The sequence below is a fragment of the Prauserella rugosa genome (assembly GCF_000719975.1).
In the GTDB taxonomy this organism is placed as follows: domain Bacteria; phylum Actinomycetota; class Actinomycetes; order Mycobacteriales; family Pseudonocardiaceae; genus Prauserella; species Prauserella rugosa.
Map to the genome: position 1 here is coordinate 318,289 of NZ_JOIJ01000003.1, position 24,522 is coordinate 342,810.

Annotated in this window: 27 protein-coding genes; 6 read left to right on the forward strand and 21 right to left on the reverse strand. The window is 69.3% G+C overall.

Translation table 11 applies throughout. The features are described 5' to 3' along the window. Positions 1-33: 33 nt before the first annotated feature. A complete protein-coding gene (locus IF64_RS0106480; protein WP_030531095.1) occupies positions 34-1,206 on the forward strand; it encodes an aminotransferase class I/II-fold pyridoxal phosphate-dependent enzyme in 1,173 nt (390 codons plus the stop codon). Between the two features lie 29 nt (positions 1,207-1,235). On the opposite strand, the gene IF64_RS0106485 is transcribed toward IF64_RS0106480, so the two are convergent. Continuing rightward, positions 1,236-2,348, reverse strand: a complete 1,113-nt coding sequence (locus IF64_RS0106485) for an alkaline phosphatase family protein (RefSeq protein ID WP_030531096.1) — start codon at positions 2,346-2,348, stop codon at positions 1,236-1,238. Between the two features lie 25 nt (positions 2,349-2,373). Beyond that, entirely contained in the window at positions 2,374-2,940 is a 567-nt protein-coding gene (locus IF64_RS0106490) for a TetR/AcrR family transcriptional regulator (protein WP_030531097.1), read from the reverse strand. Positions 2,941-3,068: 128 nt separating this feature from the next. On the opposite strand from IF64_RS0106490, the gene IF64_RS0106495 reads away from it, so the two are divergent. Together IF64_RS0106495 and IF64_RS25260 are read left to right on the forward strand one after the other, a co-directional pair. Then, entirely contained in the window at positions 3,069-3,944 is an 876-nt protein-coding gene (locus tag IF64_RS0106495; protein ID WP_342779921.1) for an alpha/beta fold hydrolase, read from the forward strand. Next, a complete protein-coding gene (locus IF64_RS25260; RefSeq protein WP_051757521.1) occupies positions 3,941-4,606 on the forward strand; it encodes a VC0807 family protein in 666 nt (221 codons plus the stop codon). The genes IF64_RS0106495 and IF64_RS25260 overlap by 4 nt, the downstream gene beginning before the upstream one ends. A 3-nt stretch (positions 4,607-4,609) precedes the next feature. Here the strand turns inward: IF64_RS25260 and dhaM are convergent, their stop codons facing one another. From dhaM to nucS, 6 genes are all read right to left on the reverse strand, one after another. After that, the gene (gene dhaM / locus IF64_RS0106505) at positions 4,610-5,350 is read right to left on the reverse strand and encodes a dihydroxyacetone kinase phosphoryl donor subunit DhaM (RefSeq protein ID WP_030531100.1); all 741 of its coding nucleotides are present in this window, start codon (positions 5,348-5,350) and stop codon (positions 4,610-4,612) included. After that, a complete protein-coding gene (gene dhaL / locus IF64_RS0106510) occupies positions 5,347-5,976 on the reverse strand; it encodes a dihydroxyacetone kinase subunit DhaL (RefSeq protein WP_030531101.1) in 630 nt (209 codons plus the stop codon). The genes dhaM and dhaL overlap by 4 nt, the downstream gene beginning before the upstream one ends. Further along, entirely contained in the window at positions 5,976-6,977 is a 1,002-nt protein-coding gene (gene dhaK, locus IF64_RS0106515; RefSeq protein ID WP_030531102.1) for a dihydroxyacetone kinase subunit DhaK, read from the reverse strand. Before dhaK ends, dhaL begins: the two co-directional genes overlap by 1 nt. Before the next feature lie 138 nt (positions 6,978-7,115). Then, complete coding sequence (locus tag IF64_RS0106520) at positions 7,116-7,418, reverse strand: hypothetical protein (protein ID WP_036875821.1); 303 nt, start codon at positions 7,416-7,418, stop codon at positions 7,116-7,118. Positions 7,419-7,428: 10 nt separating this feature from the next. Then, the gene (locus tag IF64_RS0106525; protein ID WP_030531104.1) at positions 7,429-9,126 is read right to left on the reverse strand and encodes a sodium:solute symporter family protein; all 1,698 of its coding nucleotides are present in this window, start codon (positions 9,124-9,126) and stop codon (positions 7,429-7,431) included. A gap of 332 nt (positions 9,127-9,458) precedes the next feature. Then, entirely contained in the window at positions 9,459-10,118 is a 660-nt protein-coding gene (gene nucS / locus IF64_RS0106530; protein WP_030531105.1) for an endonuclease NucS, read from the reverse strand. A 35-nt stretch (positions 10,119-10,153) separates the two neighbouring features. Between nucS and IF64_RS0106535 the strand changes: the two genes are divergently transcribed. Then, positions 10,154-10,693 carry an NUDIX domain-containing protein gene (locus IF64_RS0106535; RefSeq protein ID WP_030531106.1) on the forward strand — a complete coding sequence of 180 codons (540 nt, stop codon included), beginning with the start codon at positions 10,154-10,156 and terminating at the stop codon, positions 10,691-10,693. A 3-nt stretch (positions 10,694-10,696) separates the two neighbouring features. Here the strand turns inward: IF64_RS0106535 and IF64_RS0106540 are convergent, their stop codons facing one another. From IF64_RS0106540 to ehuB, 6 genes are all read right to left on the reverse strand, one after another. Further along, complete coding sequence (locus IF64_RS0106540; RefSeq protein WP_030531107.1) at positions 10,697-11,233, reverse strand: dihydrofolate reductase family protein; 537 nt, start codon at positions 11,231-11,233, stop codon at positions 10,697-10,699. Between the two features lie 70 nt (positions 11,234-11,303). After that, positions 11,304-12,020, reverse strand: a complete 717-nt coding sequence (locus IF64_RS0106545; protein ID WP_051757533.1) for an enoyl-CoA hydratase-related protein — start codon at positions 12,018-12,020, stop codon at positions 11,304-11,306. Positions 12,021-12,223: 203 nt separating this feature from the next. Next, positions 12,224-13,003: an ectoine/hydroxyectoine ABC transporter ATP-binding protein EhuA gene (gene ehuA, locus IF64_RS0106550; protein ID WP_048808018.1), complete on the reverse strand. Its 780-nt coding sequence runs from the start codon at positions 13,001-13,003 to the stop codon at positions 12,224-12,226. Positions 13,004-13,066: 63 nt separating this feature from the next. Continuing rightward, the gene (gene ehuD / locus IF64_RS0106555) at positions 13,067-13,732 is read right to left on the reverse strand and encodes an ectoine/hydroxyectoine ABC transporter permease subunit EhuD (protein ID WP_036875822.1); all 666 of its coding nucleotides are present in this window, start codon (positions 13,730-13,732) and stop codon (positions 13,067-13,069) included. A 46-nt stretch (positions 13,733-13,778) separates the two neighbouring features. Beyond that, positions 13,779-14,462, reverse strand: a complete 684-nt coding sequence (gene ehuC, locus IF64_RS0106560) for an ectoine/hydroxyectoine ABC transporter permease subunit EhuC (RefSeq protein WP_030531111.1) — start codon at positions 14,460-14,462, stop codon at positions 13,779-13,781. 10 nt (positions 14,463-14,472) lie between these two features. Further along, complete coding sequence (gene ehuB, locus IF64_RS0106565) at positions 14,473-15,390, reverse strand: ectoine/hydroxyectoine ABC transporter substrate-binding protein EhuB (protein WP_030531112.1); 918 nt, start codon at positions 15,388-15,390, stop codon at positions 14,473-14,475. A gap of 426 nt (positions 15,391-15,816) precedes the next feature. Here ehuB and IF64_RS0106570 point away from each other — a divergent pair, with 426 nt between their 5' ends. Next, on the forward strand, positions 15,817-16,440 hold the full coding sequence (locus IF64_RS0106570; protein ID WP_030531113.1) for a LysE family translocator: 624 nt from the start codon (positions 15,817-15,819) through the stop codon (positions 16,438-16,440). Positions 16,441-16,492: 52 nt separating this feature from the next. Here IF64_RS0106570 and murA read toward each other — a convergent pair whose 3' ends face one another. Further along, positions 16,493-17,764 carry a UDP-N-acetylglucosamine 1-carboxyvinyltransferase gene (murA, locus tag IF64_RS0106575; RefSeq protein WP_030531114.1) on the reverse strand — a complete coding sequence of 424 codons (1,272 nt, stop codon included), beginning with the start codon at positions 17,762-17,764 and terminating at the stop codon, positions 16,493-16,495. Between the two features lie 147 nt (positions 17,765-17,911). On the opposite strand from murA, the gene IF64_RS0106580 reads away from it, so the two are divergent. Beyond that, entirely contained in the window at positions 17,912-18,484 is a 573-nt protein-coding gene (locus IF64_RS0106580; RefSeq protein ID WP_030531115.1) for a cob(I)yrinic acid a,c-diamide adenosyltransferase, read from the forward strand. A gap of 160 nt (positions 18,485-18,644) precedes the next feature. On the opposite strand, the gene IF64_RS0106585 is transcribed toward IF64_RS0106580, so the two are convergent. From IF64_RS0106585 to IF64_RS0106610, 6 genes are all read right to left on the reverse strand, one after another. Beyond that, on the reverse strand, positions 18,645-19,079 hold the full coding sequence (locus IF64_RS0106585; protein ID WP_030531116.1) for a DUF2550 domain-containing protein: 435 nt from the start codon (positions 19,077-19,079) through the stop codon (positions 18,645-18,647). A gap of 26 nt (positions 19,080-19,105) precedes the next feature. Further along, positions 19,106-19,471: a F0F1 ATP synthase subunit epsilon gene (locus tag IF64_RS0106590; RefSeq protein WP_036875824.1), complete on the reverse strand. Its 366-nt coding sequence runs from the start codon at positions 19,469-19,471 to the stop codon at positions 19,106-19,108. Between the two features lie 136 nt (positions 19,472-19,607). Further along, positions 19,608-21,032 (reverse strand): F0F1 ATP synthase subunit beta, encoded by a 1,425-nt coding sequence (gene atpD / locus IF64_RS0106595; RefSeq protein ID WP_030531118.1) that lies wholly within the window; start codon positions 21,030-21,032, stop codon positions 19,608-19,610. 3 nt (positions 21,033-21,035) lie between these two features. After that, positions 21,036-21,983: a F0F1 ATP synthase subunit gamma gene (locus tag IF64_RS0106600; RefSeq protein WP_030531119.1), complete on the reverse strand. Its 948-nt coding sequence runs from the start codon at positions 21,981-21,983 to the stop codon at positions 21,036-21,038. Between the two features lie 12 nt (positions 21,984-21,995). Further along, positions 21,996-23,636 carry a F0F1 ATP synthase subunit alpha gene (gene atpA / locus IF64_RS0106605; protein ID WP_030531120.1) on the reverse strand — a complete coding sequence of 547 codons (1,641 nt, stop codon included), beginning with the start codon at positions 23,634-23,636 and terminating at the stop codon, positions 21,996-21,998. A 60-nt stretch (positions 23,637-23,696) separates the two neighbouring features. Then, complete coding sequence (locus IF64_RS0106610; RefSeq protein ID WP_030531121.1) at positions 23,697-24,518, reverse strand: F0F1 ATP synthase subunit delta; 822 nt, start codon at positions 24,516-24,518, stop codon at positions 23,697-23,699. Positions 24,519-24,522: the final 4 nt, after the last annotated feature.

The following is a 24,522-nucleotide window of genomic DNA, read 5'->3' on the forward strand; positions in this document are numbered from 1 at the left end:
TCTCGTCACCCGCCTGGTGCGAGACTGCCAGCCGTGAACGCACCCGGTCCAGCTCTCCCACCCGACGAGGTCTTCGACTGGCTCGACACCGAGGCCGCCACCCGCGCCGAGGCCGGCCTCGAGCGCAGGCCACGCCAGCGCGCGGCAGGTCCCGCGCCGGGCACGATCGATCTGGAAGGCGACGACTACCTCGGACTGGCGCGGGACAAGCGCGTGGCGGGTGCGACGGCGGCCGCGGCGCTGAAGTGGGGTGCGGGTGCCGCGGGCGCCCGGCAGCTCGGCGGTTCGCTCGAACTGCACGCCGAACTGGAACACGAGCTCGCCCGGTTCGTCGGCGCGCAGGCCGCCGCCGTGTTCCCTTCGGCCTACACCGCGAACCTCGCGGCCGTGACCGCGCTGTCCGGGGCGGAATCGGCGATCGTCAGCGACAAGTCCGTGCAGCCTGCCCTCGTCGACGGCTGCCGCCTGTCCCGCGGCGACATCGCCGCCGTGACCCACCTCGACACCGATGCCGTGGCGCACGCGTTGTCCACCCGCCGCAAGCCGCGGGCCCTCGTGGTCACCGAGTCGGTGTTCGGCGTCGACGGCGACACGGCCGATCTGGGCCGGCTCGCCGAGGTGTGCCGCGCCCACGGTGCGGCACTGCTGGTGGACGACGCGCACGGGTTCGGGGTGCTCGGCGACGGCGGCCGCGGCGCGGTCCACGACGCCGGTCTCGCGTCCGCACCGGACGTGGTGACGACCGTGAGTCTGTCGGGCGCGCTCGGCACGCAGGGTGGAGCCGTGGTGGGTCCGCGGCGGGCGATCCGGCACGTCACCGAGGTCGCGCGGGCCTACGGCCACGACGCCGCGCTCGCTCCCGGCAATGCGTCCGCCGCGCTCGCCGCACTGGCTGCGCTGCGGGAGGAACCCGAGCTGCCGGGCAAGGCGGTCGCCGGTGCGCTCTCGCTCGCCCAGGGCCTGCGTGCCGCCGGACTGCGGACGAGCATGCCCGCGGCGGCGATCGTCTCGCTGCCCGCGCCCAGCGCCCAGGCCGCGGCCACGTGGGCGAGCACCTGCGCCGAGCACGGCGTGCACGTGGGCAGGATCTGCCCACCCATCGCCTCCGACGGTGTCACCCGACTGCGCCTGACCGCCCGCGCCACACTCACGGAGTCCGATGTGGACACGGCGGTCAAGGTCATCGCGGAGACCGCCCCGCGCTGACGCGCTGCCGGCCGTCGGGACCGCGGTGGTCAGCCGGTCGTGTCCGCGACCGCCATCGGGACGTACCGCTCGGCTGCGGTGAACGAACCGTGCTGGCCGACCAGAGCCGTCTCGCGGGGCTCGGCCCCGGATCGCACGAGTCCGACCGTTCCGCGTGCGGCGGCGACCACGTCGCCGATCCGTGGCCGCACGCGCTCGTCGACGTGTGGTCCGAACCAGCCCTGCGCGATCGCCTCGTCGCGCGAGCACACCCACCCGCGGTCCCCGAGCACCTCCCGCCACGCCGCGAGTACGTCGGCCTCGGCGCCCGGTTCGGGGTAGACGTGCCGGGCCCGCACCTCACCGCCGAACGCCCGCACTCCGGCACGCAGGCGGGGCTCGTCGTCCAGGTCGATCGTCTCCTCCACGCGCACCATGCCGTGATCGGCCACGATCGCGAGCACGGCACCCGCGGGCAGGCCGTCCACAACGGACTCGACGAGGCGGTCGACCTGACGCAGCTGCATCCGCCACGCGCCCGACCCCGGCCCGTACAGGTGCCCGACCAGGTCGAGATCGCTGTGATAGCCGTAGACGAAGGCCCGCGGCGGGCGCAGTGCCTCCAGCACCTCCGCCGCGAGGTCGCCGACGGCGTGCACCCCGACGTAGCGTCCTCCCCGCAACACCGCCCGCGTCAGGGCCGAACCCGCGAACTGGGCCGACGAGACCACCCGAGTGGCCACGCCCGCCGCGGCCGCGCGTTCGAACGTCGTGGCGCGCGGCTGGACGTCCTCGGGGCGCAGCTGCTCGGTGAGATCCTCCCCGTCAGGGTGACGGCACCACCGCAGTGCGTTCACCACCCCGGTTCCCGGCACGGCGAAGCTGTATCCGGCCATGCCGTGCTCCCCGGACGGCACTCCCGTGCCGACGGCGGCCAGCCCTGCGGCGGTCGTCGCCGGGTAGCCGACCGAGAGCCGCTGCGCCCGCAGCGAGTGGAGCACGGGTGCGCAGTCGGCGTGCTCCGCGAGCAGGTCCCAGCCGAGTCCGTCGATCAACAGCACGCACGCGCGGGAGGCCTCGGGCAGCTCGAGTGTGCGGGTGAAACCCGGGACGCCCAGCGCCGCGAGCATCGTCGGGGTCACCTGGCACAGGTGTGGCTCCATGCCGTCAGCGTGGCCCACGACTCCCCTACGGGGCCAGACGCGCGAGGTGGCGATCGATCAGTGCCGTGGCACGCTCGGGGCTCCGATGTCCGACCAGGACGGCGTCCCCGAGGCCGCTGACGAGCGCCAGCAGCAGCTCCGCCTCCGGTTCGGCGTCGAGGGCCGGGGCGATGCGCCCCGCCTGCTGCTCGGCCGAGACCAGGGAGGCCACCAGGCCGACGAGGTCGTCGTGCCCCTCGCGGAACCGCCTGCCGATCTCGGGATCCTTCAGCGCGCGGGGAAGGAACGCGTTGGCCACGAGCGCCTCGGTACGCGCGTCCGCATCGAAGGGCAACATCGCCACCAGCACGTCCCGCAACGCCATGGGCTCGCCGGGCATGCGGCGTTCGACCTGCCTACGCAGGGTCGAGGTCGCGAACCGCAGCATCTCGTCCTTGGTGGAGAAGTAGTGCTGCACCAAGCCTTTCGAGACGCCGGCCTCCGCCGCGACCTCACCGAGGCTCACGCCTTCGAGCCCGCGGTCGGCCGCGATCCGGCGAACCGCCTCGGCGATCGCGTGCCTGCGCTCGTCGTGGTCCACGACCTTTGGCATCCGGGGCACCTCCACTCTTCATGATACGACCGGATTGCCAAACCCAGCCGGCCCTCTTTACAATCCGATCGTATCGCCAAACCGGAGGGGGAACGCCGATGAGGTCCGGGGGCTTGTCCGGAGGGTTCGTGTCGGCACGGGCCCGCGCCGACTTCGACACCGCATACGACCGGGGGATGCGCGCGCTGCCCGAGCCCGATCGCCACTGGGACGTCCGGACCGGTTTCGGTAGCGCGCGGGTCTACCGGTTCGGCTCCGGCGACGGCCCGCCGCTGGTTCTGCTGCCGGGCAGGGCCGGAACCGTGGTGATGTGGGAACCGAACCTGCGGGCGCTGGCCGCACGCGCTCCGGTCTACGCCGTGGACCTCATCGGCGAACCGGGACGCAGCGAGCAGACCGCACCGATCCGCAGTGGTGCCGATCAGGCGTCCTGGCTCGCCGACGTACTGTCCGAACTGGACCTGTCCGGCGTCCACCTCGTCGGGTACTCCTTCGGCGGGTGGCTGGCGGCCAACCTGGCGGTACGCCGTCCGGAACGACTGGCCTCGCTCACCGTGCTCGATCCCGTGCAGACGTTCGCCCGCTTCCCGGCGGCGCTGATCGTGCGCAGCGCGCTCACCGTCGTGCCGGGCATCCGCGGGCGTGCGCGCGAGTCGTTCCTGCGCTGGATGTCCGGGGACGCCGATGCGGCGGCGGCAGGCTCGGACGATCCGGTCGTGCGCGTGATCGACGAGGGCATGCGAACCTATCGCATCGCACTGCCGACCCCGACCCTGCTGACCGGCACCCAACTGCGCAGGTTGCACCTGCCGGTGCTCGCGCTCATCGCGGGCCGCAGCGTGATCCACGACGCCGGCCGCGCCGCGGACCGCGCACGCAGACTGCTGCCACACGCACGGGTCGAGGTGTGGCCGTCGGCCACCCACGCCATCGCCGGAGAGTTCCCCGACGACGTCAGCACCCGCATCCTCACCTTCCTCGACGACCTGGAGGCCGCGCCATGACCGCCGGCGACCGCGGTGGCGTTCCGCCCCTCGTGTGGATGCTGCTCTGGGACGTGGGCGGGCCCCTCGCCGCCTACTACGGCTTGCGCGCCGCCGGCGTCGCCGAGCACCTCGCCCTGTTACTGGGCGCGCTGGTCGCCGCCGTGCGCGTGGCGTGGACGTTCGCGCGCACGCGGTCGTTCAACGGGTTCGCGGGCCTGATGGCCGCACTCCTCGGAGTGGGGCTACTGCTGACGCTCGTCTCGGGCGACAGCCGGTTCCTGCTGATGAAGGAGTCCATCGCCACCGGAGCGGCCGCGATCGCCCTGCTCGCGAGCTGCGCCGGACGCAATCCACTGCTCCTCGTGGTCGTCCGCGACGGCGCGAGTGCGTCCACACGCGACGAGATCGATCGGCTCTGCGACCGGATTCCCGAGTTCCGCCGCGCGTTCACCCGCATGACCGTCGTCTGGGCCGTCGCACTGCTGGCCGAGGCGGCGGTGCGGATCCCACTGGTGTACCTGCTGCCGGTCGACGTGATGGTGGTGCTGTCGATCGTGCTGCTGGGAGCGGTCGTGACGGTGCTGTCACTGTGGACGGCGTGGTACGCGGGCCGTGTCCAGGCGCGGCACGCACCGGCCGAAACCGGTGCCGCACCGTCGGACACGGCCCGCGAGGGCTGACGCCTACTCGTCGAAACCGCGTCCGGCGAGCTCGGTGATCCGCTGCACGGCCTCCTCGGCCTGCGGACCGCTCGCCGACACGACGATCGTGTCGCCCTTGCGCGCCGCCAGCGACATCAGCGAGAACACGCTCTTGCCGTCCGCCTCGGTACCGCCGTGGCTGATGCGCACGTCGGCGTCCAGATCGGCGATCGACCGCGTCAGCAACGCCGCGGGCCGTGCGTGCAGACCGACCTCGTTCTCGAGCGTGATCTCCGCCCGTGCGCCACCGCCAGATGTACCTGCCGGCGCGGCGGCAGCAGCCGTACCTTCCTCGGTGCCGGTGTCCGTGCTCTCGGCGGCGTCTGCGGTGTCGGCGACCTCGGGGTGGCGGGCTGCGGATCGGGCCGCCTCGGCGACGGCCGAACGGTCCGATCCTCCCTGTGCGGCGACGGCCGCGGCGATCGCACCCTCGACCAGCGGCGCGTCGAGCACGACGGCCGTGTCCGGATCGGCCAGGGTCTCCACTGCCATCTCCGCGGTCATCTGCGCGCTGCCGAGGTCGTAGAGCACCACCACACCCGCACCGGAGTCGGCCTGCTCGAGCGCCGCCAACACGGACTCGTAGTCGGTGCCGATCTCCCCGCCCGGCAGGCCACCCGCCGCACGCACCGCGACGTCCGGGGCCATCTGCGCCGCGACCTCCACGACGCCGTCGGCGAGCTTGCCGCTGTGCGAGACGATCACCAGGCCGACGCCGCTCACCGCGCCACCTCCGCCAGCGCCCGCAGCAGCAACGCGGTCGACGTCGCACCCGGGTCGGCGTGCCCCACGCTGCGTTCGCCCAGATAGGACGCACGACCCTTGCGCGCGACGAGCGGGACGGTCGAGTCCGCGCCCTCCTTCGCCGCGTCGGCGGCCGCGCTCAGCACGGCCGCCGAGTCGCCGCCGTCGGCCTGAGCCCGTTCGGCGGCCTCCACCGCGGGCGACAACGCATCGACCATCGTGGCGTCGCCGACCTCGGCCTTACCCCGTGTGACGACGCCCTCGAGCGCCGCCCGCAGACCCGTCGCGATCGCCGCGCCGTCCAGTTCGGACACGTCGCCGAGTTTCGTCGCCGCGCGGAGGAACGCCGTACCGTACAGCGGGCCCGCGGCTCCGCCGACCTTCGAGATGAGCGTCGTGGCGGCGATCTTCAGCACCGCCCCCGGCGTCTCCGGAACGCCGGAGTCCAGGGTGGACACGATGGCCGCGAAACCCCGGTCGAGGTTCTCGCCGTGGTCGGCATCGCCGATGGCCCGGTCCAGATCGATCAACTCGGCCTTGTGCTCGGCCACGGTCGCCGCACCCGCGCGCAGCGCCTCGGCCACCCGTCCCACGTCGCAGCCCATCAGATACCCCACCGCAGCGCCGCCGTGTGCACCGGTGCGTCCCACAGCTGCGTCAGTTCGTCGTCCATGCGCAACAGCGTCACACTGATCCCCTGCATCTCCAGACTCGTGATGTACGGGCCGACCAGCCGCCGCGTCACGCGGATCCCGCGCTCGGCCAGCAGCCGTTCGGCGATGCCGTGTGCCAGGTAGGTCTCCATCGGCGGGGTGCCGCCCATGGAGTTCGTCATCAACAGGACCTCGTCGCCCTCGGCGAACGGCAGGTCGCCCGTCACCGCGTCGAGCATCCGCTCCACGAGGGCGTCGGCAGGCTCGGCGGAGATCCGCTCCCTGCCGGGCTCGCCGTGGATGCCGATCCCGAACTCGATCTCCTGCGCGCCGAGGTCGAAACTCGGTTCGCCCGCGTGCGGCACCGTGGGCGGCGACAGCGCCACGCCGATCGACCGCACCTGACCGACCACCTTCCGGGCCAGGGATTCGACGTCGTCGAGCGCATCGCCGCGCGCCGCCGCCGCACCCGCCAACTTCTCGAGCAGCACCGTGCCGCCGACGCCACGCCTGCCCGCGGTGAACGTCGAATCGGCGACCGCGACGTCGTCGTCGATCACCACGGTGCGCACGTCCAGACCCTCGGCGGCGGCGAGTTCGGCCGCCGTCTCGAAGTTCAGCACGTCTCCCGTGTAGTTCTTGACGACCAGCAGCGCGCCCGCCTCACCCGTCGTGGCCGCGATCGCGGCCTGCACCGCGTCGGGCGTCGGCGAGGTGAACACCGGCCCTGGCACCGCGGCGTCGAGCATCCCCGCGCCCACGAAGCCCGTGTGCAGCGGTTCGTGACCGGACCCGCCGCCGGAGATCAACGCGACCTTGTCGGCGATCGGGGCCCCGACGCGCACGACATGGTCGGGGTCGTACTCCACGCGTACGAGATCGGCATGCGCCGCGGCCAGTCCTCGGAGCGATTCGGCGACCACCGTCGCCGGATCGTTGATGATCTTCTTCACGACTCGTCCCACTTTCCCTCGCCTGGGTCCGGCTCGAGCGCGACGCGCACGCTCGGGGCAACGCTAACGACAGAAGCAGGCCGGGCGCCACGCGAGTCTCGCGTGGCGCCCGGCCCGAATCCTCATCTCGTGCGGGACTCAGCTCTGCTGCGACGAGGCGGAGTCGCTCTCCTCCGCGTCCTCGTCGGTGACCGGCACCCTGAGCGGCCGCAGCTTCACCCACAGCAGGAACAACGCCGTGAAGACGAGCATGCCGATCCCGGCGACCAGGTTGATGTTCAGCCCGTCGGCCTTCGCGAGGTCGGCGTCGGAGGTGAACCCGAGCCCGAGCACGGTCAACACGATCCCGTACACGCCGATCAACAGTGCGATGACCAGCCGAACGTCGAACGCTCCGGCGGTGCGCTTAGGCGTCTCGCTGCCCACAGTCTCGTCACTCATGGGTCGCCTCCTAGAAGATGATGTTCAGGACGATCGTGAGGACCAGGACGATGCCCGCCAGCAGGCCCGGGTTGCGGTACCAGCCCGCATCCTCACCCACCGTCGAGCGCTTGAGCTGTTCCTTCGGGGTCAGCGAGTAGACGAGGCCGACCAACTGCGGCTCCGGCTTCGGCTGCGTCACCATTGTGACCACGACGCTGACCACGATGTCCACCACGAACGCCGCACCGGCACCGACGAACGAGGCGCCCTGACCCGGCAGGTCCCACACGCCGGTCTCGGCGAGCCCGAACACCGCGAAGGCCGAGAGCGTACCGGCGACCAGACCGGTCCAACCGGCCGTCGGCGTCATCCGCTTCCAGAACATACCGAGGATGAACGTGGCGAACAGCGGCGCGTTGAAGAACGAGAACAGCTGCTGGAGGTAGTCCATCAGGTTCGCGTACGTCGAGGCTATGAACGCCGTGCCGATCGCCAGGATCGTGGCGCACGCGGTGACCACGCGACCGGTCCTGAGGTAGTACTCGTCCGAGCGGCCCTTCTTCACGTACGCCTGCCAGATGTCGTACGTGAACACGGTGTTGAACGAGCTGATGTTCGCCGCCATACCGGCCATGAAGGAGGCCAGCAGACCGGCGATGGCGATGCCGAGCATGCCGTTCGGCAACAGGTCGCGCATCAACAGCAGCAGTGCGTCGTTGAACGTCGCCCCACTCGGCGCGGGATCACCGGCCATGAGTGCGGCCTTGTTCTCACCGGCGAGCTCGGTGACGCTCACGCCCGCGATCATGCCGGGGATGATCACGATGAACGGGACGAGCATCTTCGGGAACGCACCGATGATCGGCGTGCGCTGGGCGGCCGACATGCTCTTCGAGGCCATCGCGCGCTGCACCTCGACGAAGTTCGTCGTCCAGTAACCGAACGAGAGCACGAAGCCGAGACCGAACACGATGCCGAGCACCGACAGGAAGTTGTCGCCGAACCCGGTGAGCTGGTTGCCGGGCCACGAGCTGAGCTGTTCCTCGCCGCCCGGGCCGTTCGTGACCTGTTCGACCAGGCCCTCCCAGCCGCCGACCTTGTGCAGACCGACCAGCGTCAGCGGCAGCAGGGCCGCGACGATGACGAAGAACTGCAGCACCTCGTTGTAGATCGCCGCCGACAGACCGCCCAGCGCCGTGTAGGCGAGGACGATGACCGCCGCGAGGATGATCGACACCCAGATCGGCCAGCCGAGCAGCAGGTTCACCACGCTGGCGAGCAGGAACAGGTTCGCACCGGCGATCAGGATCTGCGCGAGCGCGAAGCTGAGGCCGTTGACGAGGTGGGCCGGTTTACCGAACCGCCGGAGCATGAACTCCGGAACACTGCGCACCTTCGAGCCGTAGTAGAACGGCATCATCACGATGGCCAGGAACAGCATGGCCGGAATGGCGCCGATCCAGAAGTAATGGACCGTCGGCAAGCCGTACTGGGCACCGTTCGCCGACATGCCCATGACCTCGATCGCGCCCAAGTTGGCCGCGACGAACGCAAGGCCGGTCACCCACGCGGGAAGAGACCTGCCGGACAGGAAGAAGTCCAGGCTCGAGGACACCTGTTTCCGCGCGAGGTAACCGATACCGAGCACCAGGGCGAAGTAGAACGCGAGCAACAGATAGTCGATCGCGTTGGCGTCGAGCCGTAGATCCTGGGCTAGGACGGTCATCGGCCCACCTCCGGAATCAACAGTAGTCAACAGAAACACTCAGCGATTGAGCTGCGCGCGAACATTACCGCACGCACTAGCGCAGCTTAATCCCGCTCACCCAACTACTTTCCGTCCGACATTCCGCACGGACCGTCATCGCATCGGGTCGTGTGCCGGCGATCCGTCAGCCCCGCGACAGGACGGGTGACCAGCGGGAACGGACCGATCCACATCGGAACCGCGAGCGGGGAACGCGAAGCACGGCACGCGTCAACGGCTTCGACGGGCTTTCGACCGGCTTTCGCGGGCTTCCGATCGGCTTCGACCGGCTTCCGGCGTTCGCGCGGGCCTCAGAACAAACGGAACTCGTCGGGTTCGATGCCGCGCAGGGCGTCGTAGTCCAGCGTCACGCACCGGATCCCACGGTCCTCGGCGAGTGTGCGGGCCTGCGGACGGATCTGCTGCGCGGCGAACACCCCCTGAACCGGCGCCAGGAGCGGATCACGATTCAGCAACTCCAGATAGCGCGTCAGCTGTTCGACCCCGTCGATCTCGCCGCGCCGCTTGATCTCCACGGCCACCGACGCCCCGGCCTCGTCGCGCGCGAGGATGTCGACCGGGCCGATCGCGGTCGGATACTCCCGCCGCACGAGCGAGTAGCCATCGCCGAGCGTCGTGATGTGCTCGGCCAGCAGCTCCTGCAGGTGCGCCTCCACACCGTCCTTCTGCAACCCCGGTTCGGCGCCAAGGTCGTGCGAGATCTCGTCGATGATCTGGTCGATGGTGACCACGAGCTTCTCGCCGGCCTTGTTCTCCACGATCCACAGGTTGCCGTCCTCGATGAGCCAGCACGGTGGGCTCATCCAGTTCAACGGCTTGTAGGCGCGGTCGTCGGAGTGCACCGACACCGAACCGTCCGACTTGACCAACAGCAGCCGGGTGGCCATGGGCAGGTGGGCGGTGAGACGGCCGGCATAGTCGACCTGGCACCGGGCAATGACCAATCGCACCCGGCAGAGATTAGGGGACTTGGCACACTCGTTGTGTGGACCCCATTGAGCGCGTGTCGAGCCGCGAGGTGTACCGCAACGACTGGATGACCGTCCGCGAGGACGAGATCGTGCGGCCGGACGGAAGCCCCGGCATTTACGGAGTCGTCGACAAACCGCACTATGCGCTGGTCATCCCCTATGACGGCGAGCGCCTGCACCTCGTGGAGCAGTACCGGTACCCGCTGGGCCTGCGCCGCTGGGAGTTCCCGCAAGGCACGGCACCGAACCGGCAGGACCTCGACCCTGCCGAGCTGGCCGCGCGGGAGCTGCGCGAGGAGACCGGCCTGCGCGCCGGTTCGATGGTCGCCCTCGGCACCATCGACGTCGCCCCGGGACTGAGCAGCCAGCGCGGCACGGCCTACCTCGCCACCGAGCTGACCGAGGGCGCCCACGAGCGCGAGCTCGAGGAACAGGACATGACCACCGCGTGGTTCGCGCGCGAGGAGTTCGAGAAGATGGTCCGTGCCGGCGAGATCACCGACGCACAGTCCCTCGCCGCGTGGACACTCCTGCTGCTCCACGAGCGCGGATAGCGCCTACCTGCGCACGCGGAAACGGAGCGTCGTGACCGCGCCCGCGCGCGTGGTGGCGACCGGCTCCAGGTCGATCCTGCCGAGGGTCGCGGGCGCGAAGCGGACGCCGTCCCCCAGCAGGAGCGGCAACACGTACACCAGAACCTCGTCGACGAGCCCCCGCTGCAGACACTGCGCGGCCACGTCGGCACCCAGGATCTCCAGATTCCTGCCACCGGCGGCACCGCGCGCCGTGGCGACGGCCTCCTCGACCCCGCACGTCAGGAAGGTGACCGCGGGGTCGGGCTCGTCCGGAGGGCGGTGGGTGAGCACGAACTGGCTTCCGCCGTCGTAGGCGGTGCCCTGATCGGGCATGCGCCTGGCGACGTCGTACGTGCCTCTGCCGACGAGCATCGCGCCCGTGGCAGCCATGACGTCCCGGACCGCGTCCACCGGAAGGAGCTCGGCCACCCAGTCCATCGCGTGACCTCGGCCGGCGATGAAGCCGTCCAGCGACATCGCCCTGTTCACGACCACTGCGCCGCTGCCCACACCGTTCATGCGTGTCCCCACTCGTCGCCCGCGATGCGGAACCCGGCCACGGTGCCCGGCCGGGCGGTTGTGCCGCGTGTCAGTCCGGCCACTCGGGTTGGCGTTTCTCCAGGAACGCGGCCATGCCTTCGCGGGCGCCGGGCAGCTGGGAGGCCGCCGCCATCACCTCGACGGCGATCGCGTACGCGTCGTCCTCGGGCCGGTCCAACTGGGCGTACAGCGTCTGTTTGCCGAGCGCCTTGGCCGCCCTGCTGCCCCGCGTGGCACGAGCCAGCAGGTCGGCGACCGCCTCGTCGAGCCGGTCGTCGGGCACGACCCGGTTGACCAGCCCCCAGTCGAGCGCGGTCGCCGCATCGATCGGATCGCCGGTGAGTGCCAACTCCATGAGGCGCTTCCTGCCGACCGACCGCGCCACCGGCACCGCAGGCGTGTGGCAGAACCAGCCGCCCTTGCCGCCGGGAAGGGCGAACCCCGCCGACTCGGCCGCCACCGCCAGATCGCACGAGGCGACCAGCTGACATCCCGCCGCCGTCGCGAGCCCGTGCACCCGGGCGACGACGACCTGCGGCATCGAATGGATCGTGCGCATCAGCTCCGTGCAGACGAGCAGCAGCTCGCGCACACCCGTCAGATCACGTCCCGCGACGTCCCCGAAATCGTGGCCTGCCGAGAACACGGGCCCGTCCCCGGCCAGCACCACGCCGGTCGCGTCGGTGTCGGCGGTCTCCCGCAGCGCCCTCGTCAGTTCCCGCAGATGGTCCTCGGTCAACGAGTTGCGGCGTGCAGCCCGGTTCATCGTCACCGTGACCGTGTCGCCCTCGCGGTCGACGAGCAGATGCTCGAACTCCGAGCGCTGCCCGGGCTCCCCCGAAGGACCCGAAGGCCCCGGTTTCCCTGTGGATCCGGATACCGCTGCTGCCGTCGATGCCGCGCCGTTGTCGGTCATGCCTGCGACCGTAGCGCCGCGGGCGCCCCGGCGTCGACGGTGCGGGGGCCGCGTCAGGTCTCGTCGATCACCGAACGGAGGAAGTCCTGCGTGCGCTCCTCCTCCGGCTCGTTGAACAGCTTCTCCGGCGTGCCGTCCTCGATGATCTTGCCCTCGTTGAACATCAGCACCCGGTGCGAGACGTCGCGGGCGAACTTCATCGCGTGGGTCACCAGCAACATCGTGGTGTCGGTCGACCTGGCGATGTCGCGCAGCACGTCGAGCACCTCCGCGGCGATCTCCGGGTCGAGCGCCGAGGTGACCTCGTCGAGCAAGAGCACGTCCGGATCCACCGCCAGCGCCCGCGCGATCGCGACACGCTGCTGCTGACCACCGGACAGCTGCGAAGGGTGGGCGCCCAACTTGTCGCCCAGCCCCACCATCTCCAGCAGCTCCTTGCCGCGCTCCTCGGCCTCGTCCTTCGACTTGCCCAGCACGTGGATCGGCGCCTCGGTGACGTTGCGCAGCACCTTCATGTTCGGGAACAGGTTGAAGTGCTGGAACACCATCGTGATGCGCTGGCGCACCTTGCGGATGTGCGCCTCCGAGGCCGGGACGAGCTCGTCACCGCGCTTCTCGTGGTACAGGTAGTCGCCGTCGACGCCGATGGTGCCGCGGTCGGGCCGCGTCAGCGTCATCAGCATCCGCAGAATGGTGGTCTTGCCCGAGCCGCTCGGGCCGATCAGGGTGACGCGTTCACCCGAGGCGACCGAGAACGAGAGGTCGTCGAGCACCACGTTCTTCCCGAAGGCCTTGTGCACGCCTTCGAACGTGATGAAGTCTTCGCCAGTCAACGAACTATTCCTCTCCTAGTGCCGTCTGTTCGGGGTTGTTTGACGTTCTCCGGACACGCGGCACTAAACCCGAACCTGCCCGTACCGGCGCTCGACAATGCGCGCCAGCCAGGCCATCACCAGAGCAACGACCAGGTACACCAGACCCGCCGCGGCCACGGGCTCGGAGTACCGGAAGGTCTCCGACCCGATCGCCACCGCCGCGCCGAGCATCTCCACGACCGTGATGGCCAGCAACTGCGGCGTGTCCTTGAACATCGCGATCACGTAGTTCGCCAGCGCCGGCACCACCCGCGGGATCGCCTGCGGCAGGATGACCGCCGTCCACGTGCGACGCCGCGAGAAGTTCAGCGCCCGCGCCGCCTCCCACTGACCGGGCGGCACACCGTCGATACCCGAGCGATACACCTCCGACGTGTACGTCGCGTAGTGCAGGCCGAGCGCGAACGCACCCGTCGCCAGCGGCGAGACGCTGATCCCGATCAGCGGCAACACGTAGAAGAAGAAGAACAACTGCACCAGCAGCGGCGTGGAACGGATGAACTCCACGACGAACCCGACCGGCATGCTGACCCACCGGTTGTTGCTGCGCCGCAACAGCGCGAACAGCAGCCCGAGGACCAGCGCGATCACATAGCCGATGAGCGTGGCCTGCAACGCGACGACAAGGCCGTCGAGCATCGTCGGCATCGCGTCCCAGACACGACTCCACTCGAACATCTCGTTCACACGGCCTCCTTCACGAACGAGGCTCCGCAAGCTCCGCGATGGTCGTTCATGCGGCCTCCTTCTTCGCGAACAGGCCCTTCGGGACCTGCCTGCCCAGCCGCTTCGCCGCCATCCGCTCCAGCAGGCGCATGATCGTGGTCAGCACCAGCGCGATCAGGCCGTAACCCACGAGCAGGCCGAGGAACACGAGCGTCGTCTCCCCCGTCGACGCGCGGACCAGCTGCGCCGCGAACGTCAGGTCGGAGATGTAGACCAGCGACACCAGCGACGTCGCCTTCAGCAGCTCGATGAGGTTGTTCGAGAACGGCGGGATCATCGCCACGATCGCCTGCGGCAGCACGACCTTGCGCATCCGCTGCATCGGCGTGAAGTTCAGCGCCACGGCGGCCTCGAGCTGGCCCGGCGGCACCGACTTCACCGCACCGCGCACCACCTCGGCGGCGTAGGCCCCGATGTTCAGGGCCAACGCCAGGATGCCCGCGAACAGCGTGTTCAGCTGGTATCCGAACTGCGGCAGGATGAAGATCAACGCGAACAGCAGCACCAGCGAAGGGAACCCACGGAAGACCTCCGTGTACACCATCGCGATACCGCGGACCACCTTGCGGTCGCTCGAGCGACCGAGTCCTGCGATGAAGGCGAAGACGAGACCCAGCAGCGCACCGAACACGGTGAGCATGAGGGTGACGCCCAGTCCCTCCCAGACATAGGCCATCAGGCCGGCAGACATGAATGGCCTCCTACGACGCGGTTCCGGCGCACAGATCGGCAGCCGTCAGGTCGGTCATTTCCTCCTGCGCGAAGCCGAACGGCTTGGTCAGTTTCAAGATCTCGCCCGACCGCTGCATCGAGGCGAGCTCGCGGTTGAAGGCGTCGACGATGGCCGTCTCACCCTTCCGGAAACCGAAACCACCGGCACCGAACATCTCCTCACCGTTGACCACGGGAACGAACGGCTCACCGATCTCCAACGGCATTCCGCGCCGTTGCTGCAACGCCGAGTTCAGCGACAGGCGCGTCAGCATCAGACAGTCCGACCGGCCCGCGGCGACGCCGTCGATGCCGGACGACTGATCCGGATACACCACGATGCGGTTGCCGGGAAGTCCGATATCGGCGGCATAACCCTCTTCGACCGAGCCGGTCAGCACGCCGATCCGCGCGCCCGATTCCTCGATGCTCTGCAGATCGGAAAGATTGCGCGGGTTGCCCTCGGGCAACAGCAATGCGGCGGGCGCGTTGTAGTCGGGATTGGTGAACTCGATCTCGGCGCAGCGGTCGGGCGTTATGTACATGCCGGCCGCGATCACGTCGAACAGACCGGCCTTCAATCCCGGGATCAGCGAGCTGAAGTCCGCCAGTTTCGGCTCGAACGACTCGACGCCCAACCTGCGGAAGATCTCCTTGCCGACCTCGGGTGCCTCGCCGGTGAGGTCGCCCTGTCCGTTGATGAAACCGAAGGGGCGCTCATTGGCGAATCCCATGCGCACCGTGCCCGAACCGCGAAGCCGTTCGAGCAGGTCTCCGCCCCCGCTGTCGGCCGACACGTTGATCGACGTGCAGCCCGCGGTCAGCGCACCGCCGCCCACCGCGACACCGAGGGTGAGTCCTGATGCCCCGCGGAGAAAACCGCGCCTACTCAGCCTGGAGTTGTTCACGTGCTCTTAGCTCCTGTCTGGACATCAGCGCCGGCAGGCGGCACCGGTTTCCCACTCCGGGCCACCGCCATCGCGATTGGCCGCTCACCCTAGGCACGTCACCCGAATGTGCGCAATCGATCACGCAATTCCCTCCGGCGCACGCCACTCGAACGAGACCCTCGGATACCACGATGACGTGGGAAAACAACATTCCGGACACGCACGTAAAATCCTCGAGTCGTTCGGCGTGTTCCCGTGGTCGGAGTTGAGCCGCGCGTTTCACCAATTCCCGGAGCCCTTCTCCGGGTGCCGTCCCGCACCATTCGGCGGCCGCTGTCGATCATGCACCCTGAGTGCCCAGCCGCTCGCCCTGCGAAAACAGGGTCTGTGACGTTCAGCCGGACGAGCGGGTCCGCGGCCGCGCATGGCATACCGTGAGACGTCGTGACGTGGAGTTCCTACAGCAGCTACCTGGTCCTGACGATCCTCGTCGTCATCGCGCCGGGCCCGGACACGCTGGTGACGCTCAAGAACGCCTTCGCGGGCGGGTTCCGCGGCGGCATGCTCGCGACGTTCGGCATCGCGGTCGGCAACCTGTTCCAGGGCACGCTCGTCGCGCTGGGCCTCGGCACGCTCATCGTGCAGTCGCAGCCGGTCTTCACCACGATCCGCTGGGCAGGCGTGCTCTACCTGTGCTACCTCGGCATCCAGTCACTGCGCTCGGCGTGGCGCGGCGACTACGCCGCGATGGACGCCGAAGGTGCCGCGGCGAGCGGCTTCCGCCGGTTCCGCGAGGGATTCCTGTCCAACGTCACCAACCCGAAGGTGCTCGCGCTGTACCTGTCGGTGCTGCCCCAGTTCCTCGACCCGGTGCGCAGCACCCCGTTCGACGCGCTGTTGCTCGCCTACACCGTCGCCGTGCTGGGCGCGTTGTGGCTGGTGCTGCTGCTGGTGTTCGTGCACCGCGTGCGGGCGTGGCTGCGGCGCAGGCGGGTGCGCAGGGCGCTCGACGTCGCCACCGGTGGCACGCTCATCGGCTTCGGCGTCTCACTCGCCGCGGGCGGCTGAGCGCGGGCACCTGAGAGTGCGACGCAACCGGCCCGCGCCGGGACGCGGTGCGTCACTCGCCCGAGGGCGTCCCCACGCGGTCGATGCGGGCGCCGAGCCGGTTCAGGTTCTCGACGAAGTGCGGATACCCCCGGTCGATGTGGAACACGTCCCACACCTCCGTGACCCCGTCCGCGCACAAGCCCGCGAGGACCAGACCCGCCCCGGCGCGGATGTCCGAGGCCCACACCGGGGCGCTGGAGAGCCGCTCGACGCCGCGGACGACGGCGTGGTGGCCGTCGGTGCGCGCGTCGGCGCCGAGCCGCACCATCTCCTCGATGAACCGGAACCGCGCCTCGTAGACGTTCTCGGTGATCATCGACGTGCCCTCCGACACCGAGGACAGCGCCACGGCGAACGGCTGCAGGTCGGTGGCGAACCCCGGGTACGGCAGGGTCACGAAGTCGACCGCCTGGGGGCGCTCGGACTGATTCACCCGGAACCCCTTGCCGTCGTAGGTCGTGACCTCCGCGCCAGCCAGGCGCAGCTTCTCGAGAACCAGTTCCAGGTGGTGCGGGTCGACACCGGTCACGGTGACGTCGCCTCGGGTCATCGCCGCGGCGAACGCCCACGTGGCGCCCACGATGCGGTCGCCGATCACGCGGTGCTCGGTCGGCTTGAGCTCCGAGACGCCCTCCACGGTCAGCGTCGAGGTGCCCGCGCCCTCGATCCTCGCGCCCATCTCGGTGAGCATCGCGACGATGTCGGCGATCTCGGGCTCGCGAGCGGCATTGTCGATCACCGTCGTGCCCTCGGCGAGTACGGCGGCCATGAGGATGTTCTCGGTCGCGCCCACGCTGGGGAAGTCGAGCCAGATCTGCGCGCCGTGCAGCCCGTCGGCCTCGGCCACCACGCAGCCGTGCTCGATCGAGCTCGTCGCGCCGAGCTTGCGCAGGCCGTTCTGGTGCATGTCCAGGGGGCGCGAGCCGATCGCGTCGCCACCGGGCAGGGCCACCACGGCCTTCTTCAGCTTCCCGACCAGGGGGCCGAGCACGCACACCGACGCACGCAGCCTGCTCATCGCCGCGGAATCCGCGCGATGCGACAGCTCGGCGGGCGTCGTGATGCGCACGACGTCGTCCTCGATCTCGACGTGGCAACCGACACTGCGCAACACGTCCGCCATCAGCGGGACGTCGAGGATCCGCGGGCAGTTCGTGATCGTCGTGGTGCCCTCGGCAAGCAGCGCGGCCGCCATGAGCTTCAACACGCTGTTCTTGGCTCCGACGACCTCGACCTCGCCGGTCAGACGCGCACCACCGTGCACGTCGAAGTGCTCGCTCATGCCGACATCTTGCCCCGCCCGGCCCGGAACGCTGCGAAGGGGCACGCTTACGGCAAGCGTGGTCACAATCGACGCAGGACACGAAACGGACGATCTCCCCGCGGCGATGCGGCCCGCGGCGGCGGACGCTGACGTAGCCTCGAGCTCATGCCTGTACGGATCAACCGCGTGTACACCAAAGTCGGCGACAGCGGGAGCACGGCACTCGGCGACGGCTCGCGTGTGCCGAAGACCGACCCGCGCCTCGGTGCCTACGCCGACGTCGACGAGACGAACTCGGTCATCGGCGTGGCCATCGCCCTCGGCGGGCTCACCGACGAGATCGCCGACGTGCTCAGGGCCGTCCAGAACGACCTGTTCGACGTCGGAGCCGACCTGTGCGCGCCCGTCGTTCCCGACCCGGAGTTCCCTCCGCTGCGGGTGAGCGAACCGTACATCGAACGCCTCGAAGGCTGGTGCGACGAGTTCAACGAGCGGCTCGGGAAGCTGACGTCGTTCATCCTGCCAGGGGGCACCGCGGGTGCTGCGCTGTTGCACCAGGCGCGCACCGTGGCCCGGAGGGCCGAACGTTCCGGCTGGGAACTGGTCGAGGCCGACGCCGATCGCACCAACGTGCTCGCCGTGAAGTACCTGAACCGGCTGTCGGACCTGTTGTTCATCCTCGCGCGCCTGGCCAACCCGGACGGCGACGTCCTGTGGAAGCCGGGCGGGGACCGCTGACGGCCGATCCGCCGGCACCGTGGTGGGTTCCCGCGCGCACCGAGCGCGGGCCCACTGCGACGCGCTGAGAGTCGATCGCCGCTCAGAGTCGATCGCCGCGGGGCGGGCTCAGGGATCGGACACGGGGCCTCGGCTCACCGCCCCGGTTCGGCGACTCCGATCAGGAGGCGCGGCGCATCCGCCTGCCGGGCGGAGCGGATTCGAGCCAGGACAGAAAGCCCGTGAGCGCGTCCGGGCCCATGGCGACCTCGATCGGTTCGCCCTGCGCGGGCTGACATCGCAGCACGGTCGAACCGGAAGGAACAGCGTAGGACTCGGTGCCGACGGGGTCGCGGCGGTCGGCGATCTCGAGGCCTTCCCTGGCGAACGTCCGGTCCGGGCCGGTCCGCAGACTCCACACGCGGTACCAGAGGAACTCCTCGCCGTGGTAGCGCGCGATCCCGAGATGCCAGCCCGAACGCTCCCGGTCCGGGTCCCAGCGCAGCGCCACGCTCACCCCGCCGCGGCGGCGCATCCCGAACCAGCGCAGGCCGTACCAGAGCGCGACGGCGAGCAGCACCAGCAGGAGGGCTGAGACGATGATCGCTGCCTCCATGCCGGTCCCCTGCTGGTCTCTGCTCGTCAGACCGTCTGACCCGCTGCGCGGAGTTTGGCGGTTGCTCTCTCGCGTTCCACCTCGTCGTCGGCGGACAGCGACGCACGGGCCGCCTCGACGTCCACCTCGTCGCCGAGTTCAGCGGTCTCGGCCAGCACGCTCACGCGCTCGGCGGTGACCGACAGGAAGCCACCGTGCACCGCCGCGGTGATCGTCTCACCGTCGGTGGTCGTCACCTTCACGACGCCACCCTCGACCAGCTGGCCGAGCATGGGCTCGTGGCTCGGCAGGATGCCGATCTCGCCCTCGGTGGTCTGCGCGACGACGAACGAGGCCTGGCCGGACCACAGCCGCCGCTCGACGGCGACGAGCTCGACGGACATCTCAGCCACGTGGGGTCTCCTTCTTCATCAGCGCTGGCGCCAGTGTAACCGCCGCGCTGTCGTTGCCGGGGGTGAATGCGGGAGCGACGGGACCGGACGCCGCAGCGGCCCGGTCCCGTCGCCGTGGATCACTCCTGAACCGAGATCACTTACCGGTGATCTCGTGGTACTTCTTCTCGAGGTCCTCGAGGCCACCGATACCCAGGAACGCCTGCTCCGGGTAGTGGTCGAACTCGCCCTTGGCGATCTTGTCGAACGCCTCGACGGTCTCGGCGACCGGCACGGTCGAACCGGGCTGGCCGGTGAAGACCTCGGCCACGAGCATGTTCTGCGACAGGAAGCGCTCGATGCGACGCGCACGCTGCACCGTCAGCTTGTCCTCTTCGGACAGCTCGTCCATACCGAGGATCGCGATGATGTCCTGCAGCTCCTTGTACTTCTGCAGGATCCGGATGACCTCGGAGGCGACGCGGTAGTGCTCGTCACCGACGATCGCCGGGTCCAGGATCGTCGACGTCGAGGCCAGCGGGTCGACCGCCGGGAAGATGCCCTTCTGGAACACGCCACGCGAGAGCTCGGTGGTCGCGTCGAGGTGGGCGAACGTGGCGGCCGGAGCCGGGTCGGTGTAGTCGTCCGCCGGCACGTAGACCGCCTGCATCGAGGTGATCGAACGGCCCTTGGTCGAGGTGATCCGCTCCTGCAGCACACCCATCTCGTCGGCCAGCGTCGGCTGGTAACCCACGGCCGACGGCATCCGACCCAGCAGGGTCGAGACCTCGGAACCGGCCTGGGTGAACCGGAAGATGTTGTCGATGAACAGCAGCACGTCCTGGTTCTGGACGTCGCGGAAGTACTCCGCCATGGTGAGAGCGGACAGCGCCACCCTCATACGGGTGCCCGGGGGCTCGTCCATCTGACCGAAGACCAGCGCCGTGTTGTCGATGACGCCGTCCTCGGACATCTCCAGGAACAGGTCCGTGCCCTCACGGGTGCGCTCACCGACACCGGCGAACACCGACGTACCACCGAAGTTCTGGGCGACACGGGTGATCATCTCCTTGATCAGCACCGTCTTGCCCACGCCGGCACCACCGAACAGGCCGATCTTGCCACCCTGCACGTACGGGGTGAGCAGGTCGATGACCTTCAGACCGGTCTGCAGCACCTGGGTGCGGCCCTCGAGCTGGTCGAACGCCGGCGGGTTGCGGTGGATGCTCCAGCGCTCGAGGTCGTCGCCGTAGCCCGGCTCGTCGAGGCACTCGCCCAGGGCGTTGTAGACGTGGCCCTTGATCTTGTCGCCGACCGGCACGGAGATCGCCGCGCCGGTGTCGGTGACCTCGGCGCCACGGACGAGACCGTCCTGCGGCGCGAGCGAGATCGTGCGGACCATGTTGTCGCCGAGGTGCTGCGCGACCTCGAGGGTCACCGTCTTGCGGAGTTCGGCGAACTCGATGTCGACCTTGAGCGCGTTGTTCAGCTCAGGGATGTGGCCGCGCGGGAATTCCACGTCGACGACCGGACCGGTCACCGAGACGATGCGCCCCTTGACGGCTGTTTCAGTGCTAGTCATAGCTCAGTCATCACTTCCTACAGCGGCGAGCGCATCAGCTCCACCGACGATTTCGCTGATCTCCTGGGTGATCTGGGCCTGGCGGGCCTGGTTCGCCAGCCGGGTGTAGGTCTCCACGAGCTCGCTCGCGTTGTCCGACGCCGACTTCATCGCGTTCCGCTGCGCCGCCAGCTCGGAGGCCGCCGATTCCAGCAACGCCGCGAAGATCCGCGTGTTGATGTACTTCGGCAGGAGCGCTCCGAGCAGCGCCTCCGGGTTCGGCTCGAACTCGTAGGCGGGCGTGATCTCGCCGTCGGACGTGGCGGCCTGACCGCCCTCGCCCTCCTCGTCGGCGTACTCCACCTCGAGCGGGGCCATGCGCTTGGCCACCGGCGTCTGGGTGAGCATCGAACGGAACTCGGTGTAGACGATGTGGAGCTCGTCGACCGGCTCGCCCGATCCCGTGGACGCGTCGTCGTCACCGGCCAGGAAGGCGTCGACCAGGGTCTGCCCGACCTCGGCCGCGTTCTCGTAGCGCGGCTGCTGGGAGAACCCGGTCCAGCTGCCGGCCAGCTGACGCTCGCGGAACTTGTAGTAGTTCACGCCCTTGCCGCCGATGACGTAGAGCTGCGGCTCCTTGCCCTGCTCGCGCAGCAGCGAGAGCAGTTCCTCGGTGGCCCGCAGGACGTTGGCGTTGTAGCCACCGCACAGTCCCTTGTCACTGGTCACGACGAGCACGGCGACGCGGCGCGGCTGCTCGCGCTCGACCAGCAGGGAGTGGTCGAGATTGGTCGAGGCGCTCGCCAACGCCGAGAGCACCTTGGTGATCTCCGTGGCGTACGGACGGGCGGCCTCGACCCTCGCCTGCGCCTTGCTGATGCGCGACGTGGCGATGAGCTCCATCGCCTTGGTGATCTTGCCGATGTTCTTGGTTGACCGGATCTTCGACCGGAGCTCACGAAGCTGTGCCATGGCTACCGCCCACTACTTCTTCGGAGCCGGACGGTTCACCTTCACGGATTCCTGTCCGACGTGCTCAGCGTCCATGGCGTCGGCCTCGACCTCATTGAGCTGCTTGCCCTCGGAGGTGGTGAAGCCCTTCTTGAACTCCGTGGCTGCGGCGGCGACCTTCTCGGCCAGCTCGTCGCTCCACTTGCCCGTCTCGCGGATCTCGGTCAGGACGTCCTCGTGCTTGTGGCGCATGTTCTCCAGCAGCTCGCTGTTGAACCGCGCGGTGTCCTCGATCGGCACGTCGTCGAAGTGCCCGTTGGTGCCGAGGTACACGGTGACGACCTGCTGCTCGACCGGGACCGGCGAGTACTGCGGCTGCTTGAGCAGCTCGTACAGGCGGGAACCACGGTCCAGCTGTGCCTTCGACGCGGCGTCGAGGTCCGAGGCGAAGGCGGAGAACGCCTTGAGCTCCTCGTACTGCGACAGGTCGATACGCAACGTACCGGAGACCTTCTTCATGGCCTTCGTCTGCGCGTCACCACCGACTCGCGACACCGACGTGGTCACGTCGACCGCGGGGCGCTGGCCGGAGTTGAACAGGTCCGACTGGAAGAAGCACTGGCCGTCGGTGATCGAGATGACGTTCGTCGGGACGTAGGCCGAGATGTCGTTGGCCTTCGTCTCGATGACCGGCAGACCGGTCAGCGAACCGCCACCCAGCTTGTCCGAGAGCTTGGCGCAGCGCTCGAGCAGACGCGAGTGCAAGTAGAAGACGTCACCGGGGAACGCCTCGCGGCCCGGCGGACGACGCAGCAGCAGCGAGATCGCTCGGTAGGCCTCGGCCTGCTTGGTGAGGTCGTCGAAGACGATCAGGACGTGCTTGCCCTGGTACATCCAGTGCTGGCCCAGCGCCGAACCCGAGTAGGGCGCCAGCCACTTGTAACCGGCCGGGTCCGAGGCGGGTGCGGCGACGATCGTCGTGTAGTCCAGGGCGCCCGCGTCCTCGAGGGACTTGCGCACCGAGGCGATCGTCGAGCCCTTCTGGCCGACGGCGACGTAGATGCAGCGGACCTGCTTGTTCGGGTCGCCGCTCTCCCAGTTCGCCTTCTGGTTGATGATCGTGTCGACGCAGACCGCGGTCTTACCGGTCTTGCGGTCACCGATGATCAGCTGACGCTGTCCACGGCCGATCGGCGTCATCGCGTCGATCGCCGTGATGCCCGTCGCGAGCGGCTCGTCCACCGGCTGGCGCTCGACCACCGAGGCGGCCTGCAGCTCCAGGGCGCGACGCTCGCTGGACTCGATGTCACCGAGGCCGTCGATCGGGTTGCCGAGCGGGTCGATGACGCGACCGAGGAAGTTCTCGCCGACCGGCACCGACAGGATCTGCCCGGTGCGCTTGACCTCCTGGCCCTCTTCGACCTTCTCGAAGTCGCCGAGGAGCACGACACCGATCTGCCGCGGCTCGAGGTTCTGCGCGACACCGTAGACGCCGCCGGCGAACTCCAGCAGCTCGTTGGCCATGGTCGAAGGCAGGCCCTCGACGTGGGCGACACCGTCACCGGTGTCGACGACGACGCCGACCTCTTCCCGGCTTACCTCCGGGGAGTAACTCGAGACGTAGTTCTCGATCGCACTGCGGATCTCATCCGAGGAGATCGTCAGCTCCGTCATGTCGTTCCCGCTCTCACTTCGTGTCTTGCCACTGTGCAAAGTTTGTGTGTGTGCGCGCCGTCAGCTGGCGAGCTGCCTGCGCAGCGCTTCGATGCGGCCCGCGACGCTCCCGTCGATGACCTCGTCGCCGACGCGGATGACGAGTCCGGCACCGACCGACTGGTCGAGCTGGACGTGCAACGCCATCGGCCGTCCGTAGATCTGCTCGAGCCGTGCGCTCAGCTGGTCGCGCTGGCCTCCGGTCAGCTCGGTCGCGCTCCTGACGTAGGCGACCGAGCGGGAACGGTAGGCCGCGGCCTGCTCGACCAGCTCGTCGATGCCGAACACGACGCCACGGCCTCGCGGCCGTGATACCACTTGTTCGACCAGCACGAGCGTCACCGCGTCGACCTTCTCGCCGACGAGGCTGCGCACGAGCGCACGCCGACCGGCGGCGGGACCGACCTGGTCGGACAGCGCCCGTTCGAGCTCCGGTTCGGCTTCCACGATACGGGCGACGGAGAACAACTCCCCCTCGACCGTGTCCAGCTTCCCGGCCTTGTCGGCGCTGACCAGCAGCGCCTTGCGCGCCACGGTCTCCAGGCCGTCCAGCAGCTCACGCGGGCTGGACCAACGGCTGCCCACCACGGTGTCGAGCACGCCGAGGGCGGGTTCGGACACCTTGCCTTGCAGCAACGACCTGACGAGCCGCTTGCGGGCCTCCGGATCGGACGAGCCGTCACCGACGGACCGTCGCAACCCGACCTCCCTGGTGAGCAGATCCACCACGGAGAGCAGCTCTTCCCCGACGGCGGACGGGTTCGTGCCCGCGTCGCCGAGCACCTCGTCGAGACGGGTCTCGGCGAAGCCAAGAGCGTCCCGGCTCGCAGCATGCAGCGTCATGTGC